Origin of the sequence: Actinocrispum wychmicini (assembly GCF_004345645.1) — a bacterium.
Taxonomy (GTDB): domain Bacteria; phylum Actinomycetota; class Actinomycetes; order Mycobacteriales; family Pseudonocardiaceae; genus Kibdelosporangium; species Kibdelosporangium wychmicini.
Window position 1 is genome coordinate 58,494 of the sequence record NZ_SLWS01000001.1, and the last position, 21,258, is coordinate 79,751.

General features: G+C 68.8%; 20 protein-coding genes. 12 read left to right on the top strand and 8 right to left on the bottom strand.

Annotated elements, in window-relative coordinates; genetic code table 11:
- The first annotated feature begins 424 nt into the window (after positions 1–424).
- The 5 genes from EV192_RS00250 (at position 425) to EV192_RS00270 (ending at position 7,204) form a co-directional block, all read left to right on the top strand.
- A complete protein-coding gene (locus tag EV192_RS00250; RefSeq protein WP_243726544.1) occupies positions 425–2,152 on the top strand; it encodes a glycoside hydrolase family 3 protein in 1,728 nt (575 codons plus the stop codon).
- Complete coding sequence (locus tag EV192_RS00255; RefSeq protein ID WP_132109954.1) at positions 2,146–3,402, top strand: exo-beta-N-acetylmuramidase NamZ family protein; 1,257 nt, start codon at positions 2,146–2,148, stop codon at positions 3,400–3,402. The genes EV192_RS00250 and EV192_RS00255 overlap by 7 nt, the downstream gene beginning before the upstream one ends.
- 12 nt (positions 3,403–3,414) lie before the next feature.
- Positions 3,415–5,160, top strand: coding sequence for a serine hydrolase domain-containing protein (locus tag EV192_RS00260; protein ID WP_424923325.1), 1,746 nt, complete (start codon positions 3,415–3,417; stop codon positions 5,158–5,160).
- Positions 5,161–5,327: 167 nt separating this feature from the next.
- The gene (locus EV192_RS00265; RefSeq protein WP_132112741.1) at positions 5,328–6,245 is read left to right on the top strand and encodes a MurR/RpiR family transcriptional regulator; all 918 of its coding nucleotides are present in this window, start codon (positions 5,328–5,330) and stop codon (positions 6,243–6,245) included.
- 32 nt (positions 6,246–6,277) lie between these two features.
- Positions 6,278–7,204 carry an N-acetylmuramic acid 6-phosphate etherase gene (locus EV192_RS00270; protein WP_132109956.1) on the top strand — a complete coding sequence of 309 codons (927 nt, stop codon included), beginning with the start codon at positions 6,278–6,280 and terminating at the stop codon, positions 7,202–7,204.
- A gap of 468 nt (positions 7,205–7,672) precedes the next feature.
- Here the strand turns inward: EV192_RS00270 and EV192_RS00275 are convergent, their stop codons facing one another.
- Positions 7,673–8,413, bottom strand: coding sequence for a Fic family protein (locus tag EV192_RS00275; RefSeq protein WP_132109958.1), 741 nt, complete (start codon positions 8,411–8,413; stop codon positions 7,673–7,675).
- 166 nt (positions 8,414–8,579) lie between these two features.
- Here EV192_RS00275 and acs point away from each other — a divergent pair, with 166 nt between their 5' ends.
- A complete protein-coding gene (acs, locus tag EV192_RS00280) occupies positions 8,580–10,559 on the top strand; it encodes an acetate--CoA ligase (RefSeq protein WP_132109960.1) in 1,980 nt (659 codons plus the stop codon).
- Between the two features lie 40 nt (positions 10,560–10,599).
- On the opposite strand, the gene EV192_RS00285 is transcribed toward acs, so the two are convergent.
- Both EV192_RS00285 and EV192_RS00290 read right to left on the bottom strand, forming a co-directional pair.
- Positions 10,600–11,064, bottom strand: a complete 465-nt coding sequence (locus EV192_RS00285) for an OsmC family protein (RefSeq protein ID WP_132109962.1) — start codon at positions 11,062–11,064, stop codon at positions 10,600–10,602.
- Entirely contained in the window at positions 11,064–11,846 is a 783-nt protein-coding gene (locus tag EV192_RS00290; protein ID WP_132109964.1) for a carbon-nitrogen hydrolase family protein, read from the bottom strand. Before EV192_RS00290 ends, EV192_RS00285 begins: the two co-directional genes overlap by 1 nt.
- A 69-nt stretch (positions 11,847–11,915) precedes the next feature.
- Between EV192_RS00290 and EV192_RS00295 the strand changes: the two genes are divergently transcribed.
- On the top strand, positions 11,916–12,545 hold the full coding sequence (locus EV192_RS00295; protein WP_132109966.1) for a GntR family transcriptional regulator: 630 nt from the start codon (positions 11,916–11,918) through the stop codon (positions 12,543–12,545).
- 152 nt (positions 12,546–12,697) lie between these two features.
- Positions 12,698–13,378 (top strand): DUF2848 domain-containing protein, encoded by a 681-nt coding sequence (locus tag EV192_RS00300; RefSeq protein WP_132109968.1) that lies wholly within the window; start codon positions 12,698–12,700, stop codon positions 13,376–13,378.
- On the opposite strand, the gene EV192_RS00305 is transcribed toward EV192_RS00300, so the two are convergent.
- Positions 13,375–14,331, bottom strand: coding sequence for an AraC family transcriptional regulator (locus EV192_RS00305; protein WP_132109970.1), 957 nt, complete (start codon positions 14,329–14,331; stop codon positions 13,375–13,377). The genes EV192_RS00300 and EV192_RS00305 overlap by 4 nt on opposite strands.
- A 119-nt stretch (positions 14,332–14,450) precedes the next feature.
- Here EV192_RS00305 and EV192_RS00310 point away from each other — a divergent pair, with 119 nt between their 5' ends.
- The 4 genes from EV192_RS00310 to EV192_RS00325 all read left to right on the top strand — a co-directional run bounded on the left by EV192_RS00310 (position 14,451) and on the right by EV192_RS00325 (position 17,986).
- Positions 14,451–15,320 (top strand): NmrA family NAD(P)-binding protein, encoded by an 870-nt coding sequence (locus EV192_RS00310; protein WP_165960152.1) that lies wholly within the window; start codon positions 14,451–14,453, stop codon positions 15,318–15,320.
- A 79-nt stretch (positions 15,321–15,399) separates the two neighbouring features.
- Entirely contained in the window at positions 15,400–16,572 is a 1,173-nt protein-coding gene (gene nhaA / locus EV192_RS00315) for a Na+/H+ antiporter NhaA (protein ID WP_279492588.1), read from the top strand.
- A gap of 24 nt (positions 16,573–16,596) precedes the next feature.
- Positions 16,597–17,061, top strand: coding sequence for a phage holin family protein (locus EV192_RS00320; RefSeq protein ID WP_132109974.1), 465 nt, complete (start codon positions 16,597–16,599; stop codon positions 17,059–17,061).
- Positions 17,042–17,986: an alpha/beta fold hydrolase gene (locus EV192_RS00325; protein ID WP_132109976.1), complete on the top strand. Its 945-nt coding sequence runs from the start codon at positions 17,042–17,044 to the stop codon at positions 17,984–17,986. Before EV192_RS00320 ends, EV192_RS00325 begins: the two co-directional genes overlap by 20 nt.
- On the opposite strand, the gene EV192_RS00330 is transcribed toward EV192_RS00325, so the two are convergent.
- From EV192_RS00330 to nth, 4 genes are read right to left on the bottom strand one after another with little or no spacing between them, the layout of a single operon-like run.
- Positions 17,983–19,167, bottom strand: coding sequence for a MarP family serine protease (locus EV192_RS00330; RefSeq protein WP_132109978.1), 1,185 nt, complete (start codon positions 19,165–19,167; stop codon positions 17,983–17,985). The genes EV192_RS00325 and EV192_RS00330 overlap by 4 nt on opposite strands.
- A 4-nt stretch (positions 19,168–19,171) precedes the next feature.
- Positions 19,172–19,855, bottom strand: a complete 684-nt coding sequence (locus EV192_RS00335; RefSeq protein ID WP_132109980.1) for an NUDIX hydrolase — start codon at positions 19,853–19,855, stop codon at positions 19,172–19,174.
- Positions 19,852–20,409 (bottom strand): TlpA family protein disulfide reductase, encoded by a 558-nt coding sequence (locus EV192_RS00340; protein ID WP_132109982.1) that lies wholly within the window; start codon positions 20,407–20,409, stop codon positions 19,852–19,854. The genes EV192_RS00335 and EV192_RS00340 overlap by 4 nt, the downstream gene beginning before the upstream one ends.
- A complete protein-coding gene (gene nth, locus EV192_RS00345) occupies positions 20,406–21,122 on the bottom strand; it encodes an endonuclease III (protein WP_132112745.1) in 717 nt (238 codons plus the stop codon). The genes EV192_RS00340 and nth overlap by 4 nt, the downstream gene beginning before the upstream one ends.
- Positions 21,123–21,258: the final 136 nt, after the last annotated feature.

Genomic DNA, 21,258 nt, shown 5'->3' on the forward strand with positions numbered 1-21,258 from the left:
AAGCTTGGTCCACCCCGAAGGAGCTCCGTGCGCGGACTCCAGGCACCCACGCGCAGCACGCCGCGGGAGGCTTGTCGTCAAGGGACTGCGTACCGGGACGCCGGGCGCCGAGACCCAGTGAGTACGACGTGAGTTGCACGCTTGGTAACCCGAGATGTCCGCGCTTGGAGGCGGCGCCCCTAACTAGGGGCGCCGCCTTACTGTGTTTATGGTCCTCGCTTCGCTCGGACAGGCTTGGCCGCCGCTCTGTCCGGTCGCACTGCCTCCGAACGGACCTTTGCGCAAGCACCACGATGTGGGTAAGTTACCGAAAGAAGTGACTACCGTGTAAGTATCTTACGCCTCCAGGGAGGCTGTGGTGTTACGTCCACGTCCCCGCCGTTGGATTCTCCCGCCCCTCGTCGCCTTCACTACGTTGGCCGCCGTGACGACTTCGGCTGATGCCGCGCCGCGGTTCGACCCGGCCACGTTCTACGCTCAGGCGACGTTGCGGCACATGACTTTGGAAGAAAAGGTCGGCCAGCTGTTCGTCGCCACCGTGTGGGGCAAGTCCGCGGACGAGGTGAACCCGGCCAACCGTGTGTACGGCGTAGACACGCCGACTCAGGTGGTGCAGCGCTACCACGTCGGCGGCGTCATCTACTTCAACAACCCGTCCACGGACAACGTGGACGACCCGACCCAGTTGGCACATTTCTCCAACGGCCTGCAGCGGGCGGCCCTCAGCAGCGGTGCGCACATCCCGTTGACGCTGTCCATCGACCAGGAGGGCGGCAACGTCACCCGGATCGTGGCGCCGGCCACCGAGTACCCGAGCAGCATGGCCGTCGGGGCCACCCGCAGCACGCAGGCGGCCACCCGGCTGGCCACGATCAACGCCCGGGAACTGCGGGCCATGGGCATCAACCAGAACTTCGCGCCGGACTCGGACGTCAACTCCAACCCGATCAACCCGATCATCGGGGTGCGGTCGTTCGCCGGCGACCCCGACCTGGCCAGCCGCATGGTGAGCGCCGAGGTCAAGGGCTACCAGCAGGGCGGTTGGCTGCCGGACACGGTGTCGTCCGCGGCCAAGCACTTCCCCGGCCACGGTGACGCGGCGACCGACAGCCACACCGGCTTTCCGGTGATCAGCCGGACGGTTGAGCAGTGGCGGCAGATCGACCTGCCGCCGTTCAAGGCCGCCATCGCGGCCGGCGTCGACTCGATCATGACCGCGCACATCCAGGTGCCGAGCCTGGACCCGTCCGGTGAGCCGGCCACGTTGTCCAAGCCGATCATGACGGGCCTGCTGCGCGACGAGCTCAAGTACGACGGCGTCGTGGTCACGGACTCACTGGGCATGGCCGGCGTCCGGCAGATGCACCCGGACAAGGAGATCCCGGTGCTCGCGCTGGAGGCTGGTGTCGACCAGATGCTGATGCCGCCGGACCTGAACATCACCATCACCGGCGTGTTGGAGGCGGTGCACTCGGGTCGGCTGACCGAGCAGCGCATCGACCAGAGCGTGACCCGCATCCTGAAGATGAAGTTCAACCGCGGCATCCTGTTCAACCCGTTGGTCAACGAGCGGGCCGTGGCGTACCGGGTGGGCACGCCGGAGAGTCTCAGGCAGATCCAGGACATCAGCGACCGCTCGGTGACCGTGCTGCGCAACGACGCCGGCCTGCTGCCGGTCCGGACGAAGCCGGCGAGGATCCTGGTCACCGGCTGGGACAATCCCGCCTTCCCGGGTCTGCCTGCCGAGCCTGTGGCCACGTTGGCCAAGGCGGTCGGCGGCACGGCCATCGCGACCGGCGGAGCGCCGAGCGCCGCGCAGATCGGCCAAGCGGTCGCCGCGGCGAACGGCAGCGATCTGGTCATCGTGCTGACCAACGGCCTGCGGACGTCCGCCTCCCAGACGAGCCTGGTCAACCGGCTTGTCGCCACGGGCAAACCTGTGGTCGCGGTGGCCGCGCAGGTGCCGTACGACCCGGCTTTCGCCGATGTGCCAACGTGGATCACCACGTACGCGTGGCGTGACATGTCCATGGCCAGCCTGGCGAAGGTGATCTTCGGGCAGATCAGCCCGCGGGGCAAGCTGCCGGTGAACGTCCCGACCGCGGACAACACCAAGGTCCTCTTCCCGTTCGGGACCGGCCTGACATGGTGACCCGGCGCGTTTTCCTCGCGACACCGGCCGTCCTGGCCGCGGCGGCCGCACCCGCCGCGGCCGGGCAGGACGAGGCCTGGGGCGGCCGCAGGGTCACGACGGGCGCGGACCGGTCGGCCGGCCGCGGCTGGCCGGACTTCGCCGGCCACAAGGTCGGTGTGCTGACGAACCCGACCGGCGTGTTGCGGGACAAAACACACATCGTGGACTCGTTGGTCGCGGCCGGCCGGGCGCCGGTCGCGGTCTTCGGCCCCGAGCACGGCTTCCGGGGGACGGCACAGGCCGGCGGTTCCGAGGGCGGCTACACCGATCCCCGGACCCACGTCCCGGTCTACGACGCGTACGCGGTCACGTCGGCGAAGTTGGCCGACATGTTCGCCAAGTCCGGTCTGGACACGGTCGTGTTCGACATCGCGGACGTCGGCGCCCGCTTCTACACGTACATCTGGTCGATGTACACGGCCATGGTCGCCGCGGTCACCGTCGGCGCCCGGTTCGTCGTGCTGGACCGGCCGAACCCGGTCGGCGGCAAGGCGTTCGGCCCACGGCTGGACCCCGCGTTCACCTCGGGTGTCGGGCTGAAACCGATCGTCCAGCAGCACGGCATGACCGCGGGCGAGCTGGCCAGGTTGTTCGACGCGGAGTTCCTCCCGGCCGACACCGGCGGGCGGCGGCTGTCCAAGTTGGACGTCGTGGAGGTCACCGGCTGGCACCGGGACGCGCTGTTCGGTGACACCGGCCTGGACTGGGTGTTGCCGAGCCCGAACATGCCGACTCCGCAGACCGCGTTGACCTACCCCGGCGCGTGCATGTTCGAGGGCACGGTGCTGTCCGAGGGCCGCGGCACGACCAGGCCGTTCGAGATCATCGGCGCGCCGGACATCGACTGGCGGTGGGCCGACGAGCTCAACGCCATGGATCTGCGGGGCGCGCGGTTCCGGGAGTGCTACTTCGCGCCAACGTTCTCCAAGTTCGTGGGCAAGACCTGCGGCGGTGTTCAACTGCATTACACGGACGAACGATCCTTCGACGCGGTCCGGACCGCCGTGGCGATGCTGGTCACCGCGAAACGGCTGTATCCGGCGGTCTTCGCGTGGCGGTCGGACAACTACATCGACAAGCTGTCGGGTTCCGCGCGCCTGCGGACCATGATCGACGCGGGGGCGGGCGTGGACGACGTCGTCGGTGCCTGGCAGGACGAGCTGGCCGCGTTCCGGCGGCTACGGCAGCGATACCTGATCTACCGGTGAGGGGGACCATTCATGTTTCGGCGGGCAGCGGTCATGCTGACGGTGATGGGTGTCGCCGGCGCCACGGCGGTGGCGGCCGACGCCTACCCTTGGCACAACAACCGGTTCGACCGTCCTGAGCACGGTTTCGCCCCGACGTGGACGACGTTGCACGACGGTTCGCCGCGGGACGTCGGCCTGGATCCCGGGCCGATCGACGCCTCGGTCCGCCAGATCGACGAGTGGACCAGGACCAACCCGACGGTCCCGGCCGTGCCGCATCCGCTGATGTCCGGCGTGGTCACCATGCTCGTGCACGACGGCGTGGTGGTGGAGCGGTCGCATGCCGGCTACGCGTCGCAGTACGCCGACCAGCAGGGGACGTTGCTGCCGTCGGACCAACGGGTGCCCATGCGCGACGACACGATCTTCGACATGGCGTCCATCAGCAAGCTGTTCACGTCCATCGCGGTGATGCAGCTCGTCGAGCGCGGCAAGGTCGACGTGGACGCGCCGGTTTCGCGCTACCTGCCGGAGTTCGGCGTGAACGGCAAGGCCGGGATCACGGTCAAGCAGTTGCTGACGCATGTCTCGGGCCTGGACGCGGACCTGCCGTTGTGGCGGGACTGGCCGGACAAGGCGGCCCGGATCAAGGCGGTCATGGACGTGGCCCCGATCAACCCGCCGGGCACCGTGTACAAGTACTCGGACCTGAACCTGATCACGCTTGGTGTGATGATCGAACGACTGACCGGGTCCACGTTGGACAACGTTGTCAGGACGGGTATCACCGAGCCGTTGCGTATGGTCGACACTGGATACAACCCACCCGCGTCCAAACTGGACAGGATCGCCGCGACGGAGTACCAGATCTCGCCGCCGCGCGGCATGGTGCGCGGTCAGGTGCACGACGAGAACGCGTGGTCGCTGGACGGCGTCGCCGGCCACGCGGGCGTGTTCTCCACCGCCAGGGACATGGCGATCCTGGGCCAAACTTTCCTCAATGGCGGCATTTATGCCGGCAGGCGGATCCTCCGCGAGGACACCGTACGGGCCATGCTGACCGACTACAACGGCGCGTTCCCCGGCAACGCACACGGTTTGGGCTTCGAACTTGACCAAATGTTCTACATGGGAGGGCTGAGCGGCCCGGTCACGGCGGGCCACACCGGTTACACCGGAACGACTCTGGTGGTCGACCTGGCGTCGCGGTCGATCGCGATCCTGCTGTCCAATCGCGTGCATCCCAATCGTGGCTGGGGATCCATCAACCCGGCGCGGGAGGCTCTGGCGACCGGACTGGCCCGCGCGCTGGCCGTCCCGCCGAGACACGGCCGTGACTACTGGTTCACCGGGATCGGCAACAGCACCACAGCCACACTGTCCACACAGGAGCTCGCGGCCGGGGATTCGCCCATCCGGGTTACGTTCGACACATTCGTCGACAGCGAATCCACCGACCACCTCGTTCTGGAGTCAAGCAATGACGGCGTGCGATGGCAATCGGTTGCCGTTGTCGCGCACGGCCCTGGCGCGCCGCCCGGCTCGACCGACTGGCTGGCCGGCCACGGCCACCGGACCTGGTGGTTTGTCGAAGCGACCGTTCCGCCGACCCCGAAAATCCGGTTCCGGTGGCGGCTGACCACCGACCGGCTCTACACCGGCCGCGGAGACGGTGTGGACAACATCAAAATCACCCAGGGTAGCCGGACACTTCTTGACGGTGAAAAACAACCAACCGTGCTCGATTCACAGGGTTGGGATCGTCGAATCCGATGATAAAGTTTGTTAACGACACCCCCATTACCTGCGATTTCCCACGCAAACCCCAGTGGTTGCAGGTTCAAGTTTCGGACACGTTTGGGTGTCGTTGCGTCAGGAGGTCTAGTCGTGACCTTGTACGATCTCATAACTGTTAGTAAGTTTCCCACGTGAGCACCGCAGAGATGGTTGACGAGCGCGCGGAGAACAGCCCGCTCGTGCGCATCAGGTCGCTCTTGCCTGGCCTGGCCCGCGCCGAGCAGCGAGTTGCGAAGGTGGTGCTGGACAACCCCGGCTCGGTGGCGCGCCGCAGCATCACCGAGGTCGCTGACGCGGCGGGAACCAGCGAGACCACGGTCACGCGGTTCTGCAAGGCGATCGGCGTCGGCGGGTATCCCGAGCTGCGGATCGCGCTGGCCGCGGACACGGCCCGCACGGAGGCACGGGCCGAGCGCGACCTGGGCGGTGAGATCGGTCCGGACGACGACCTGCAGCAGGTCGTCAGCAAGGTCACCTTCGCGGACGCACGCGCCGTCGAGGAGACCGCGGACCAGCTGGATGTGCCCACCCTCCAGGAAGTCGTGGACGTGATCGCCGCCGCCGGCCGCGTCGACGTCTACGGCGTGGGCGCGAGCGCTTTCGTGGCCTTGGACCTGCAGCAGAAGCTGCACCGCATCGGCCGTGTGAGCTTCGCGTGGAACGACACCCACATCATGCTCACGTCGGCTGCCGTGCTGCGTGACGGGGATGTCGCGGTCGGCATCTCGCACACGGGCGCGACCACCGACACCGTGGAGGCGCTGCGCACCGCGCGGCAACACGGCGCCACAACCGTGGCGTTGACGAACTTCCCCCGCTCCCCGATCACCGAGGTGGCCGATCTCGTGCTGACCACCGCGGCCCGGGAGACGACGTTCCGCTCCGGCGCGATGGCCAGCAGGATCGCCCAGCTCACGGTGATCGACTGCCTGTTCATCGGCGTGGCCCAACGACACCTGTCGGAGGCCATGGGCGCGTTGGAGGCCACCCGTGACGCGGTCGGACCGCACCGCCTGGAGACCAGGCCGGACGGTCGCCGCAAAACTCGCGACATCGGGAAATGAGAGAAACCAGTGCCGACTGAAGCAGGTGGGCGATGACGGTTCCGCAGCAGGCGGTCTACGTCGATTCGCCGACCGAGGGCCGCAACCCACGGACCACCGGGCTGGACACGTTGCCCACCCTGGAGGTCCTGCGGACGATCAACGCGGAGGACCGGCTGGTGCCGGCCGCCGTGGCGGCCGTGCTGCCGCAGCTGGCCCAGGCCGTGGACTACGCGGCCGAAGCGCTTCGACAAGGGCACCGGGTGCATTACGTCGGCGCGGGCACGTCCGGGCGGTTGGCCAGCCTGGACGTGGCCGAGCTGGCCCCGACGTTCAACGCGCCGTCGGAGTGGTTCCTGGCTCACCACGCGGGCGGTGACCGGGCACTCCGCACGGCTGTGGAGAACGCGGAGGACGACTCCGCCGCCGGGGCGGCGGAGCTGACCAGGGACGCTGAGGCCGGGGACTTCGTCCTCGGCCTCACGGCCTCCGGCCGGACGCCGTACGTGCTGGGCGCGCTGGCCGCGTCCCGGCGGATCGGCGCGCGGACCGGGCTGGTGTCGAACAACCCGACGTCGGCGCGGACCGTGGACGTCGATGTGGTGATCGCGGTGGACACCGGCCCGGAGGCGGTGGCCGGGTCGACCAGGATGAAGGCGGGCACCGCCCAGAAGCTGGTGCTGACCGCCTTCTCCACGGCGGTGATGGTGAAACTCGGCCGCACGTACTCGAACCTGATGGTGAGTATGCGTGCCACGAATGCCAAGCTCCGCGGCCGTACGCTGCGGATCCTGCGGGAGGCCACCGGTCTGGGCACCCAGGAGTGCGCGGAGGCCCTCACCGCGGCCAGCGGGGACCTGAAAGTGGCGTTGGTGCACTTGCTGTCCGGTGCGGATTCCGACCGGGCGGCGAAGGCACTGGGCGAGGCGAACGGTCATGTCCGCAACGCGTTGGACATGCTCGGCGCGGCCACGCACTGAATCCGGCGGCGCACACACACTGTGCACCGCCGGTTACATTTCTCCACAGTTTCAGCGATGCGGCAACCGCACGGCATACGATATTCCCCATATCATCGCCGACAATTCTTTCGTCCATATCGGACACAATCGTCGCAGGACCATTGTGGACGGTCGGGCGGGCACACGGACAACCCCGCGACCGCACCGGCGTTTCGCCAACGCGATCACGGAGTTGGCCGCTGCCGGCGGCCCGCTCGACGGTTCAACGGGCGCGTTCAAGGTCGTCGAGCGGGATGGCCGGCGGATCCCCGGCCGACCCGGGTCGGCCGGAGCCTTGGCAAGGCCAACCGGTTCGTCCTTTGTGACCGTCCGGATGTGAATGCAGTCCGCGGCAACCCGTTGTGTGTTACGGAAGTCACACGTTCAGCCCAACAACGGTTGCGCTTTGGTCAGGGCTGGATGACGAAACGGCGGCGACGTGCGGGTTCAGGCGCCTACCGACTCGGCGATCGACGTGGCTTCCTTGGCGCCGATCTCCACTGCCTCACAACACAACAGAACCCACTCCCGAACCCCGTCCGGCTGTCCACTGGCGAACGCGGTCGCGGCCGTGCGGTAACGCTCCGGTCGCCGTAGGTAGGCGACTTCCGGAACGGTCAGCCCTTTCGGATCCAGGCCGGTCGCGATCATGGTCAGTCGGGCGGCGGCTCGGGCGACCACGCCGTCCGCGAGCCCGAACGGCGCCAAGGTCAACAACTCGCCGTGCACCACGGCGGCCAACACTGGCCCCGGCGCCGCCGTGGCGCCCGTGACGAGGTTGGCCAACAGGTCCAATCGGCCCGACACGCCCCGTGCCGGTCGCGGACGGCCGAGCCGGTCGTCGTCGGAGGCGTCGACCAGGTCCGCGGCTGCCAACAGGTGCAGCCGGGCCAGTGCCTGCAAGGGCGCGCGCTGCCACACCGGGAGCAGCGGCCCGATGGCTTCGGCGACCCGCAACGCACCGGCCAGAACAGGGTCTGTGACGTCGCCCTCAGCCGGGATCTCCGGGTCGCCGCCGTCCATGTAGGCGGACGAGCGGGCGGCCCGTACGGACGCCTCAGCGGCTGTCGTAGGCCAGCCGCGCCGGTTCGTGGGGTGCCTGTGCACGGCGTCCACGGTCTCGCGGACGGACTGCACGGCCTCCGCGATCCCAGGGAGATCCAGCAGCGGGCCCAGCGGATCGGTCACGGGCAGACACTATCGGGTGGACTTCGATCTCCACGCCGACCACTGGGTTTTCCGGCCGGCCGACCATTGGTCTGAACCAAAATGGGTCCCCCGACCTGTTCTCGCGGCCAGGCTCGCACTACGGTCTCAACCAGCACGAGTTATCGGTTTAGAGGAGGTCACGCAGATGACCGAGCAGTCCGGCCAGGGCCCCGCGCTGGACAACCTGCTCACGGAGAGCAGGACGTTCCCGCCGTCCGACGAGTTCGCGGCGGCCGCCAACGCGCGCCCGGAGCTGTACCGGGAAGCAGACGCCGACCGGGAGGGCTTCTGGGCGAAGCAGGCCGAGCGACTGCACTGGGACACCAAGTGGGACCAGGTGCTCGACTGGAGCGACGCGCCGTTCGCCAAGTGGTTCGTGGGCGGGAAGCTGAACGTCGCCTACAACTGCGTCGACCGGCACGTCGAGTCGGGCCACGGCGACCAGGTCGCCATCCACTGGGAGGGCGAGCCCGGCGACACCCGCACGATCACGTACTCGGACCTGCGGGCCGAGGTCTGCCGGACCGCGAACGCCCTGCTCGAACTGGGCATGAACACGGGCGACCGGGTCGCGATCTACATGCCGATGGTCCCCGAGGCGATCTTCGCCATGCTCGCGTGCGCCCGCCTCGGCCTCACCCACAGCGTGGTGTTCGGCGGTTTCTCCGCCGAGGCGCTGCGGTCGCGCATCGACGACGCCCAGGCGCGGCTGGTGATCACGACCGACGGCCAGTACCGGCGCGGCAATCCGGCGGCGCTGAAGCCAGCCGTCGACGAGGCCGTCGCACAGACCCCGTCGATCGAACACGTGCTGGTGGTCAAGCGGACCAGCACGGACGTCGAGTGGACCGACGGACGCGACATCTGGTGGCACGACCTGGTCGACAAGCAGTCCGACCAGCACACGCCGGAGGCGTTCGACGCCGAGCACCCGCTGTACATCCTGTACACGTCCGGCACCACAGGGCGACCGAAAGGCATCCTGCACACCTCGGGCGGCTACCTGACCCAGGCGTCCTACACGCACTTCAACGTGTTCGACCTGAAGCCGGACACGGACGTCTACTGGTGCACCGCGGACATCGGCTGGGTCACCGGACACAGCTACATCGTGTACGGACCGTTGTCGAACCGCGTGACGCAGGTCGTCTACGAGGGCACGCCGAACACCCCGCACGAGGGCCGGCACTGGGAGATCGTGCAGAAGTACAAGGTGTCGATCTACTACACGGCACCGACGCTGATCCGCACGTTCATGAAGTGGGGCGCGGACATCCCGGAGAAGTTCGACCTGTCTTCGCTGCGGGTGCTCGGCAGCGTCGGTGAGCCGATCAACCCGGAGGCGTGGATCTGGTACCGGGAGAACATCGGCGCCTCCCGGACACCGATCGTGGACACCTGGTGGCAGACCGAGACCGGCGCGATCATGATCTCCCCGCTGCCCGGCGTGACGTCCGCCAAACCCGGTTCGGCCCAGCGCGCGCTGCCCGGCGTCTCCGCCAAGGTCGTCGACGACCAGGGCAACGAAGTCCCGCACGGCGGCGGTGGCTACCTGGTGTTGGACAAGCCGTGGCCGTCGATGCTGCGCGGCATCTGGGGCGACAACGACCGGTACCGCGAGACGTACTGGTCGCGTTTCGCCGCCCAGGGTTACTACTTCGCCGGCGACGGCGCCAAGTACGACAACGACGGCGACATCTGGCTGTTGGGCCGCGTGGACGACGTGATGAACGTGTCCGGGCACCGGATCTCCACCACGGAGGTCGAGTCGGCGCTCGTGTCGCATCCGACCGTGGCCGAGGCGGCGGTGGTCGGCGCGACCGACCCGACGACCGGCCAGGGCATCGTCGCGTTCGTCATCCTGCGCGGTGGCGCGGTCGACGGCGGCGCCGAGGCCGTCAAGGCGTTGCGGGACCACGTCGCCAAGGAGATCGGCCCGATCGCCAAGCCACGCCAGGTGATGGTGGTGCCGGAGCTGCCGAAGACCCGGTCCGGCAAGATCATGCGCCGCCTGTTGCGGGACGTGGCGGAGAACCGGTCGATCGGCGACGTCACGACATTGGCGGACTCGTCGGTGATGGAGCTGATCTCCGACGGCCTCAAGAAGGGCACCGCCGAGGACTGACAACCAGGGCGTGGGGTCGGTCCTGGCCCCACGCCCGCTGTCAGCGTGAAACGTCCACTGTCGGCTCGTGTCGTACAGGGAAGTTCACCGACCGAGCGATGAAGCACATCTCGTGCGCTTTCTTGTGCAGCTCAACGGCTTTGTCGACCATGTCGGCGCCGGCGACGGTCACCCGCGGCCGCAGCACGACTTCGCTGAACTGACCGGCGCCGTTCTTCTCCATCACCATCGTCCCGACCGATTCGTCCACATAGGACTCCACGGTCACCCCCGCGACGGCGCAGAGATGCAGGTACCACAGCATGTGGCAGTCGGACAACGCGCCGACCAGCAGTTGCTCCGGGTTCCACCGCGTCGGGTCGCCCCGGAAGTTCGGATCCGAGGACGCCTGGATCGTCGGCCGGCCGTCGGTGGCGATGTCGTGGTCGCGGGTGAAGTCGCGGTAGCCTGACGTGCCAGTGCCGAGATTTCCCGTCCATGTCACGGTGACCTGGTAGGTGTGCATCAGAACCTCCTGTTGACCAGTACGGGCACGGCCGCGCGAGCGGTCGCCACCTCGGCTGGGTCGACGTCCACCACGAGCAGTCCGGGCTCCGGGCCGAGCTGTCCGCGGATCTCCCCGAGCGGTGATACCACTGTGCTGTAACCGATTCCGGTCGGCGCGGTGCCGGACTCCCGGCCGACGGTGGTCGGGTCGGCCTGTCCACATGCGACGATCCAGGTGGTCGAGTCAAGGGCGCGCGCCCGGACCAGCAGCTCCCACTGGTCTCGTTTGCCCGGCCCGGATCCCCACGACGCCGGCACCACGATCACCTCGGCGCCGGAGTCGGCCAGTTTCTGGAACAGTCCGGGGAAGCGGATGTCGTAGCACGTGGCGAAGCCGACCGCGACGCCGTCTACAGTGGACACAATGGTCGCCGATCCCGGCGCCACCGTCTTGGACTCGGCGAACCCGAAGGCGTCGAACAGGTGGATCTTGTCGTAGGACGTGTCCAGCCCGCGACCGGTGATCAGCAGGGTGTTGGTGACCCGGCCGTCCGGGCTCGGTGTGAACATCCCGGCGACGATCACCACCCCGGCGGCTTCGGCGATCCGCCGGACCGACGTCGCCCACGGCCCGTCGAGCGGCTCCGCGACCGGGCCGAGCGGGATGCCGAACCGGGCCATGGTGGCCTCGGGGAAGACGACCATCGAGACGTCACCGGCCTCGGCGACGGCTGTGCGGACGTGCTCCAGGTTGCGCGCCGGATCCGGGTCGGCCGCGAACTGGCTGAGAGCGATGCGCATCGGGGCACCTCGTCTGGGATACAATTCGTATACTCGTTGTATACAAGAAGCATACAAGGAGGCTCCAGGATGATTCCACCGTCCGGCCGGGATCGGGCCTACACCTTCGTCAAGAAGGAGATCCTGACCGACCCGGCCAGGCAGGGCACGTTCATCAACGAACAGGTGCTCGCCGACCAGATCGGCGTCTCCCGCACGCCGATCCGCGAGGCGCTGCTCATGCTCGCCGCCCAGGACCTGGTCCAACTCGTGCCCAAACGAGGCGCGTACATCGCCCCCATGACCAACCGTGAGCTGCGGGATCTCGTCGGCGTCCGGCTGATGATCGAGCAGCACGCGGCCATGCATGTCAGCGACTTCAAGAACATCGCCTACGAGATGCAGGAGGCGCTCACGGCGCAGGATTTCAAGCGCCGACCGGCCCAGGCCAAGGAATTCATCGAGCTGGACACGAGGTTCCACACCGCGCTGGTGCGCGCGGCCGGCAACGAGATGCTCACCAAGATGTACGAAGGTCTGCGGGACAGGCAGGTCACAGCCGGTTTGGTGGCCCTTTCCCGATCGTCGCGACGCCAGGACGAGGTGCTCGCCGAGCACTCGGCGATTGTGGCCGCCCTCATCGACGCCAACGTACCGGCCGCCCTTGCGGCGATAGAAAAACACCTTTCGTCGACTCTACGGGTACAGCTCACCGCATGATCATGAGCAATCGCTTACCGGCCGCCGGCCCGACGGCGTAGGTTGGGCGTGCCCGCGACAACCGACTTGTCGAGGGTGGCGTCCGCTTCGGCGGCGCTCGCATACTGGTCGCATATCTTGTGTATACGACGCGTATACACGGCGTCTCGGAGGTGTGCGTGCTGCACTTCAGCCTGCCCGACGGCCAGCGGGTCTCCGTCGAGGTGCGGTCGGTGCTCAACGCCGGCTTCTCCGGTCGCAGTGACGACGTGGTCGCCGCTCACATCGCCGAACTGGCCGCGTTAGGCATCCCCGCGCCGAACGTCACCCCCTGCCTCTATCCCGTCGCGCCCTACCTGGCCACCCAGTCCGGCGAGGTCCTCGTCCAACACGGCCGCACGTCCGGCGAGGTCGAGTGGGCCCTGGTGATCACCCGCGACGACGTCCTGCTCACCGTCGCGAGCGACCACACCGACCGTGACCTGGAACGGCACGGCGTCGGCTGGAGCAAGCAGGTCGCCCCGAACGTGCTGAGCCACCAGGCGTGGCGCTTCGCCGAGGTCGCCGAGCGAATGGACGCGATGACACTGACCGCCTGGGTGCGCAACGGGGAGTGGACCGAGATCCAGAACGGCACGTGCGCGGACCTCCAACCGCCGAAGTACTGGCTGGACGTGATGGAGGCGAACAACCTGCACGTCCCGGGGACCGTGCTGATGTCCGGCACCCTGCCGATGCGCCGGGGTGTGAACCAGTTCGCCGACGCCTGGCGCGGGGAACTGTCGGACCCCACGACCGGCCGCACGCTCACGGCCGAGTACCACGTCCGCCGCCTGCCGGACCCGATCGCCTAGCCGTTCGCACGGTAGTGGCCTGGGGCTTGGCCAACGACGCGCTTGAAGGCGCGGGCGAAGGCGAATTCGGAGTCGTACCCCACCCGCTGTGCCACCTCACGCAACGGCGCCCGCCCTTCGCGCAGGATGCGGGCCGCCACTGTCATCCGCCACGCCGTCACGTAAGCCATCGGTGACTGACCGGTCATCGTGGTGAACCGACGGTTGAAGGTGGCCCGCGGCACCCCCACCGCACGAGCCAGCAGAGGCACACTCCACGGCCGGCCCGGGTCGGCGTGGACCAATGCCAGCGCACCGCCGACCGCCGGGTCGTAGAGCGCGCCCGCCCAGCCACCGCTCTGCTCCGCCAGCCAGGCCCGCAACATGTACACGAACAGCAGGTCGATCAGGGACGCGACCACCGCGGGCGCGCCAGGATCGGTCCGCTCGAACTCCGCGGACAGCAGGTCCACGGCCGCGCTCAGACCGGTTCCACGGGCCTGCCCGGCGCCCACGTGCACGATCGACGGCAGCATCGCGGTGAGTGGGTGTCGCGGACCGGGTTCCAGCAGGTATCCGCCGCACAGCAGCCCGGTGACCGGCCCGTCGCCCTCGATGACCAGTTCTCTGGGGGCGGCCTCGCCGAGCGGTCCGCCGATCAGCTCCGTCATCGACCGCAGGGGGCGGCCGGGGCTGTCGACGAGGGCATGGCCGAGTCCGGACGGCACGAAAGCGACGTCGCCCCGGATCAGATGCACGGGTTCACCGTCGTCCGGTATCAGCCAACAAGCTCCGGCGGTGACGACGTGGACGCTGGCCAGCGCGGCTGCCTCGACCCGGATGCCCCACGGCGCGTGGAACCGCGACCGGCTGTAGAGCGCGGTGCCTCGCCGGGTCGCGGCCACGACGTCAGCCACGATGTCGGCGACCACATCGCCCGATCGGACCGACTTGCCGGGTGTCACGATCACCATGCTCACCACGGTACGCCGTGAGCCGATCTGACATCCTATCGAGCTGGACTGTCATGGATTGGCTCAATCTTGAGCCGTACGGTCGACCTGTCCAGCACGACCGACAACCGGAGACCCATGTGTCCAGCACCGTCCTGGTGACCGGCGCGACCGGCAAGACCGGCCGCCGTCTGATACCGAAGCTCCTGCGACGTGGGATCGCCGTGCGCGCAGGCAGTCGCGCGCCGGTGCGCTCAGGAGCCGAGCCCGTACGTTTCGACTGGTTCGACGAGAGCACCTACCAACCGGCGTTGCAGGGCGCGGACGCCCTGTACCTCGTCAGCCCCCACCTGGCCGACAACGTCGTCGACGCGTTCGCCCAGATCCAGAAGTTCCTGCACAGCGCTGCCGACGCCGGCGTCCGCCGGCTGGTGCACCTGTCGTCGTTCGGCGTGGACCAGGCGCCCGCCGACGATCCGCTCCGCCGGGTCGAACTGCTCGTCGACGAGTCGGCGATACCCGCCACGATCCTGCGACCCGCCGCGTTCATGCAGAACTTCTCGGAGAACCACTGGTCGAACCTGGCCCGGACGATCAGGGAGCGAGGCGAGGTGGCGATGCCGTTCGGCGACCACCCGGTGAGCTACGTGTCCACCGCCGACATGGCCGACGTGGCCGCGGTCGCGCTGGCCGAAGACGGCCACGAAGGCCGCGGATACACGTTGACCGGCCCGGCGGCGATCACGCTGATCGAGGCCGCCGAGCTGATATCGGCGGCCACCGGCCGGCACATCCGTTACGTCGACCCCGGCCCCGGTGCGGTCCGCCAGGCCCTGCTGGATTCCGGCGCGCAGGCCGACTTCGCCGAGTACGTGAGCCAGATCTTCGAGTTCGCCATCACCTCAGGCGTGATGACGGCGGTCACCGGCGACGTCGCCGCGGTCACCGGCCGGGAGCCGACCGGGTTCGCCGAGTTCGCGACGGACGCGGTCGGCGCCTGGCTGCCGTGATCCGTTAAGATCCCGTATCGGTGTGCCGGGAAGCCTGGTCGGCGGAATGATCCAGTGATAGCCGACCCCGGGGAGCACCGTGAGCCGACGTCCAGTCGCCGAATTCGCCCGTTACCTGCGCACCGAGACCGTTGGCGGGATGGTGTTGCTCGGCGCGACCGCGATCGCGCTGCTGTGGGCCAACTCGCCGGTCCGCGGGTCGTACGAGGCGATCCGGACCTTCCACATCGGACCGGGCCACCTCAGTCTGTCCCTTGAGGACTGGGCCAAGGACGGGCTGCTGGCCCTGTTCTTCTTCGTGGCCGGGTTGGAGCTCAAACGGGAGCTGGTCGTCGGCGAGCTGTCCCGGTTCCGGGCGGCGGTGCTGCCGGTGCTGGCCGCGATCGGCGGGATGGCCGTGCCGATCGGGCTGGCGCTCGCGGTCGGGTGGGGCGCGCCGGGGATGAGTGAGGCGTGGGCCATCCCGGCCGCCACGGACATCGCGTTCGCGCTCGGTGTGCTGGCGATCACCGGGTCCGGGCTGCCCAGCAGTGCCCGGGTGTTCCTGCTCAGCCTCGCCGTCGTGGACGACCTCGGCGCGATCGTGATCATCGCGATCCTGTTCACGGCGACGTTCAACCTGGTCGCCGCGGCCGTCGCGGTGGCGCTGCTCGCGTTGTACGCGTACTTGCAGCACAAGCGCGTACGGACATCCTGGTTGTACGTCCCCATCGCGATAGGCACCTGGCTCGCCGTGCACGAGTCAGGTGTGCACGCCACGATCGCGGGTGTCGCGCTCGGACTGCTGACGCGCGTCAAGAAGGACCCGTACGAAGTAGCGGCCCCCGCTGTCCGCCTCGAACACCGCCTGCAGCCGTGGTCAGCAGGCTTCGCCGTGCCTGTGTTCGCTCTGTTCGCCGCCGGGGTGCCGGTCTCACCGACTGCCCTCGGGCAGATGCTGAACGACCGGGTGGCCATCGCCGTGATCGTCGGGCTCGTCGTCGGCAAGCTCATCGGGATCTTCGGCGCCACGTTCCTGGCCATCAAGATGAAGATCGGCGAGAAGCCAACCGGCATGGGATGGCGGGACATCCTCGCGGTCTCCATGCTCGGCGGCGTCGGGTTCACGGTCAGCCTGCTGATCGCCGACCAGGCGCTGGACGGGCCGGCCGAGCAACGCGCGAAAGCCGCGGTCCTGCTCGCGAGCGCGCTGGCGAGTCTGCTGGCCGCGGCGATGTTGGTGCGTCGCAGCCGGGCACGGCGGGCTCCGTGAGCTGCCCCATGGCACGATGACGCGGTGACGAGTGCGCAGGAGAACGACCACGCGGCGATCCCGTCGATCCCGCTGACCGAGGACCGGCCGGAGTTGGAATCCGGCGAGGGGTCCATCGGTGCCCTGGTCAGGGACGCGACCACCCACCTGTCCACGTTGGTGCGCGCCGAGATCGAGCTGGCCAGGATCGAGATCGCCAGGGACGTCAAGCGGGGTGTCCGCGGCAGCATCTTCTTCATGATCGCCCTGACAGTGCTGCTGTTCAGCCTGTTCTTCTTCTTCATCGCGATCGCCGAGCTGCTCGCCGACGTCGGACTGCCGCGCTCGGCCTCGTACGGCATCGTGTTCGCCGCCATGCTGCTGTTCGCGGGGCTGGCCGGCTGGCTGGGCTACAAACGGGTCCGCGGGATCAAGGGGCCGAGGCGCACGATCAGCACCATGCGGGACACCGCCGCGGCGCTCAGGCGCGATGGCGACAACACCGACTGACCCGTCGACAGTCCGCGTTGACGGGCCGTGGGCGCACCGAGACGTCCACGCCAACGGCATCCGCCTGCACGTCGCGGAGACCGGGAACGGTCCGCTTGTGCTGTTCCTGCACGGCTTCGGCCAGTTCTGGTGGACGTGGCGGCACCAGCTGACCGCGTTGAGCGACGCGGGATACCGAGCCGTCGCCGTGGACTTGCGCGGCTACGGCGACTCGGACAAGCCGCCACGCGGCTACGACGCCTGGACGCTCGCGGGCGACGCCGGTGGCCTGGTGAAAGCCCTCGGGGAACGCAAGGCGCACATCGTCGGACACGGCTGGGGCGGCCTGCTGGCGTGGACCGTCGCCGCGATCCACCCGCGTCTGGTGCACTCGATCGCGGCCGTGTCAGCGCCGCACCCGCTCGCGCTGCGCCGTGAGATCCGTCGGACTTCATTGCGCCGCAGGCCCAACAACCAGGCGCGGGCGATCGGAACGCTGTTTCGCGGGCAGCTGCCGATCGCGCCGGAACGATGGCTGACCAGGGACGACGCCGTCACCGTCGAACACCTGATGAGGCAATGGGCGGGGCGCGGGTGGGCCGCCGGCACGGATTTCCTCGCCGCGACGGAACGCTACCGGCAGGCCATGCTCGTGCAGGGCGTAGCGCATTGTTCCCTTGAGTACTACCGCTGGGCCGTGCGCTCCCAGATCCGCAGCGAAGGCCGTAAGTTCAGCGAAGCTCTCGACCGCACGACACCCGTGCCCGCGCTACGCCTGCACGGTGAACAGGACACGCTCATGCTGCCCGCCACCGCGAAGGCGTCCAGCCAATGGCTTGACGAGAAAGCACCGCTGCACATGCTCACGGGCGTCGGGCACTACCCGCACGAGGAAGCCCCCGACGTCACCAACCAGATCCTGCTCGACTGGCTCACCGGTCTTTAGGCCGCGCACGCCCCGGTGGCGACCCGCTGGGTCATCCCGGGCGCCTGTTTGACCTGGGGCAACACCTGCTTGGCCGTCAACGCGAACCCAGTCGTGTTGTTGTCCACCGCCGCGCCGAACACCACGCCGATCACGTCGCCGTTGACGTCCACGAGCGGACCGCCGGAGTTTCCGCTCTGTACCAACGCGCGCACGGTGAACACGTCCCGGGTGACCGTCCGCGAGTCGTAGATGTCCGGGCCCCGCAACTTGATCTGTTCACTGATCCGCGCGGGCGAGGCGGTGTACGGGCCGTCGAGCGGATAGCCCAACACGATGCTGTCCTGGCCGTTCTTGCCGTCCTCCACGGCGAAGTCCAACGGCTTCGCGGTGAGGTCCGGCACCGCCAGGACGGCCACGTCGACCTCGGGGTCGTAGTACACGACACGGGCGGACAGCTGGCCCTTGTCGGTCTCCACGGCCACCTGGTCCGTACCGGCCACCACGTGCGCGTTGGTCATCACCCGCTGTGGGGCGATCACGAACCCGGAGCCCTCCAGCTGACGCGAGCACGACTGGGCCCTGGCGTGGATCTTCAGCACGCTCGGCCGGTCTTTCTGGACGGCCGGTTTGCCCTGCAGCGCCGGATTCGGCGGCTCGGCGCTCACCGTCGGGGTCTGCGAGAACGGCCCGACCACGCTGGGGAACCCGGAGTCGTCCAGCAGTTTCTTCACACCCGCGGGCAGGTCCTTGGCGCCGGCCGGCATCAGTTCGTTCACGCCGCCCAGCACGACCGAGCCGTTGATCGCCTCCCGCAACCCGGGCAGACCGGTCACGCTGGTCAGCGGCAGCGCGATGATCCACGCCACCACGAACACGACCACGCCCTGCACCAGCGCGCCCAGGATGCTCTCGATCGGGGTCAGGTTCGGGGTCTTCATCTTCCGGCGCAGGGTCCGGCCGACCCACACCCCGAACGTCTCGCCGAGCGCGACCAGGAACACCACGATCGCGATGAAGAACGCGGCCCTGGTGGCGAAGTTGGTGAAGTTCTCCACGATCACCGGGGCGATCAGGGCGCCGAGCACCAGTCCGGCGAACACGCCGAGCAGTGCCGGCAGCGCGATCACCACGCCCTGGCGCGCGCCGGAGATCGCGGCCAGCACCACGAGCGCCAGCACCAGCACGTCGACCCAGTTCAAGTCCTCACACCTCCGGTCGGCTCGCTCGCCACGCTACGTCAAGGTCGCGCACGTCGGTGGCGTCCCACGGCCGTTCCCAGCCGCCGACGGCCAGCACGACGGTGAGCAACGCCGCCGTGAAGCCCCACACGAGCATGCCCGGCGCGCTGAACGCCGGGCCAGTGAACCCCGAAGGATGGGTGACCATGAACCGGTTCGCCGGATCCGCGAGGTGGTCGAGGGGAACGCGGGCGACCGCGGCGGTTTCCGCTGGGTCGACCGCCCAGACCGGCGACGGCTGCGGCCAGTGCGCCAGCACCGGAGTGACGAGAAACTTGGAAACGGGCACATACAGCGCGGGCATGACGGCGACCGGCAGAACACCCTCGGGCCGGACACCGGTCTCCTCGGCGGCCTCACGTAAGGCGGTGCCGATCGGGCCGTCGTCGCCGTCGTCGGTCTTCCCGCCGGGGAACGCGACCTGCCCGGCGTGCGAACCGAGGTCGTCGGAACGCAGCAGCAGCAACACATCCGGCCCGCCAGGTCCCTCGCCGAGCAGGACCAGCACCGCGGCGGTGCGCGCCAGGACGTGGTCCGGCGGGCTCAGCCGGCGGAACATCTCGGCGTCCAGATCCCGGGTCGCCTCAACGAGCTTGCCCATCCACGGCGGGACGTCCGCCGGGTCGACGAGCGGGCCGTGGTCGGTCATCGGCCCACCGCCGCGGCGACGTCCGCGACGGACTTGAACACCCTGGGCTGGCTGACGAACCGGACATTTCCCTGGCTGTCGACCAGGTACGAGGCCGGCAGGGTGTCCGGGACCTTCAACGCGCGTCGCACAGACCCATCACGGTCAAGCAGGCTCGGCAGGTTCACCTTCAGGTCTGTGAGCATGGCGATAGCGGTCGACTGGTCACTGTCCACAGCCAGTTCAACGACCGGCGTGGCGCCGGGTTCGGCGGCGTACCGCGAAAGCACGGGCAACTCGTCCTGGCAGGGGGCGCACCACGTGGCCCACACGTTCACCAGCACCGGACCCGCAAACGCTTTCCGCACGTCGAAAGGCGCGCCGTCGGCAAGGCAGGTCGCGGTGAGACCCTGCACGCTCGACGGCCCCGCACCCGCACGGGCGCACGACGGCAGTCCGGTCTTCACCGGTGTCGGCGCCGCTTGGGGAGCCGCGTCCTCACGCGGCCAGAACGCGACCGCGCTGGCCACGACCAGGACCAACGCGACGAGCGCCCAGCGAACCTTGGTGCTCAACCGGCCGCCCTGCGGGGACGTGCCGGCTTCGGGGCCTGCTCGGCGAGCGCGATCAGGTGTTCCGCTTCCACGCCCTTGACCAGCTTGGCGGCCACATCCGGTTCGGTCGGCCCGGCGCCGTACGACGGGCAGTCCTTGGCCAGCAGGCATGCGCCACACGCCGGCTTGCGGGCGTGACACACGCGCCGGCCGTGGAAGATGATCCAGTGCGACGCCATCGTCCAGTCCTTGGGCGGCAGCAGCGTGGCCACCGCGGACTCGACCTTCACCGGGTCGGTCTCCTCGGTCCACTCCCACCGCCGGACCAACCGGCCGAAATGCGTGTCCACGGTCAGGCCGGGGACGTCGAACGCGTTGCCGAGCACGACGTTCGCGGTCTTGCGGCCGACCCCGGGCAGCGTGACCAGTTCCGCCAGGGTGCCGGGGACCTGGCCGTCGTACCGTTCGACCAAGGCCGCGCCCAGGCCCATCAACGACGTCGTCTTGCTCCGGAAGAACCCCAGCGGCCGCAGAAACTCCTCGAGTTCGGTCCGGTCGGCGCCGGCGTAGTCCGCCGCGGTCCGGTACTTCGCGAACAGCGCCGGCGTGGTCAGGTTGACCCGCACGTCCGTGGTTTGGGCGGACAGCACAACGGCTACCAGGAGTTCGAGCGGGTCGGCGAAGTCCAGCTCGGCGCGGGCGTCCGGGTAGGCCTCGGACAGCGAGCGGATCATCCGCCGGGCGCGCCGGACCAGAGCCGTGGCCGGCTTGACCGCGGGGGGCTGTTGGGTGGCGGAGGGCACGGGACTAGCCTACGGGCCGCCAAGCAACCCCATCGGTGCCCCAGACATCTATCAACATGCCGAGTGT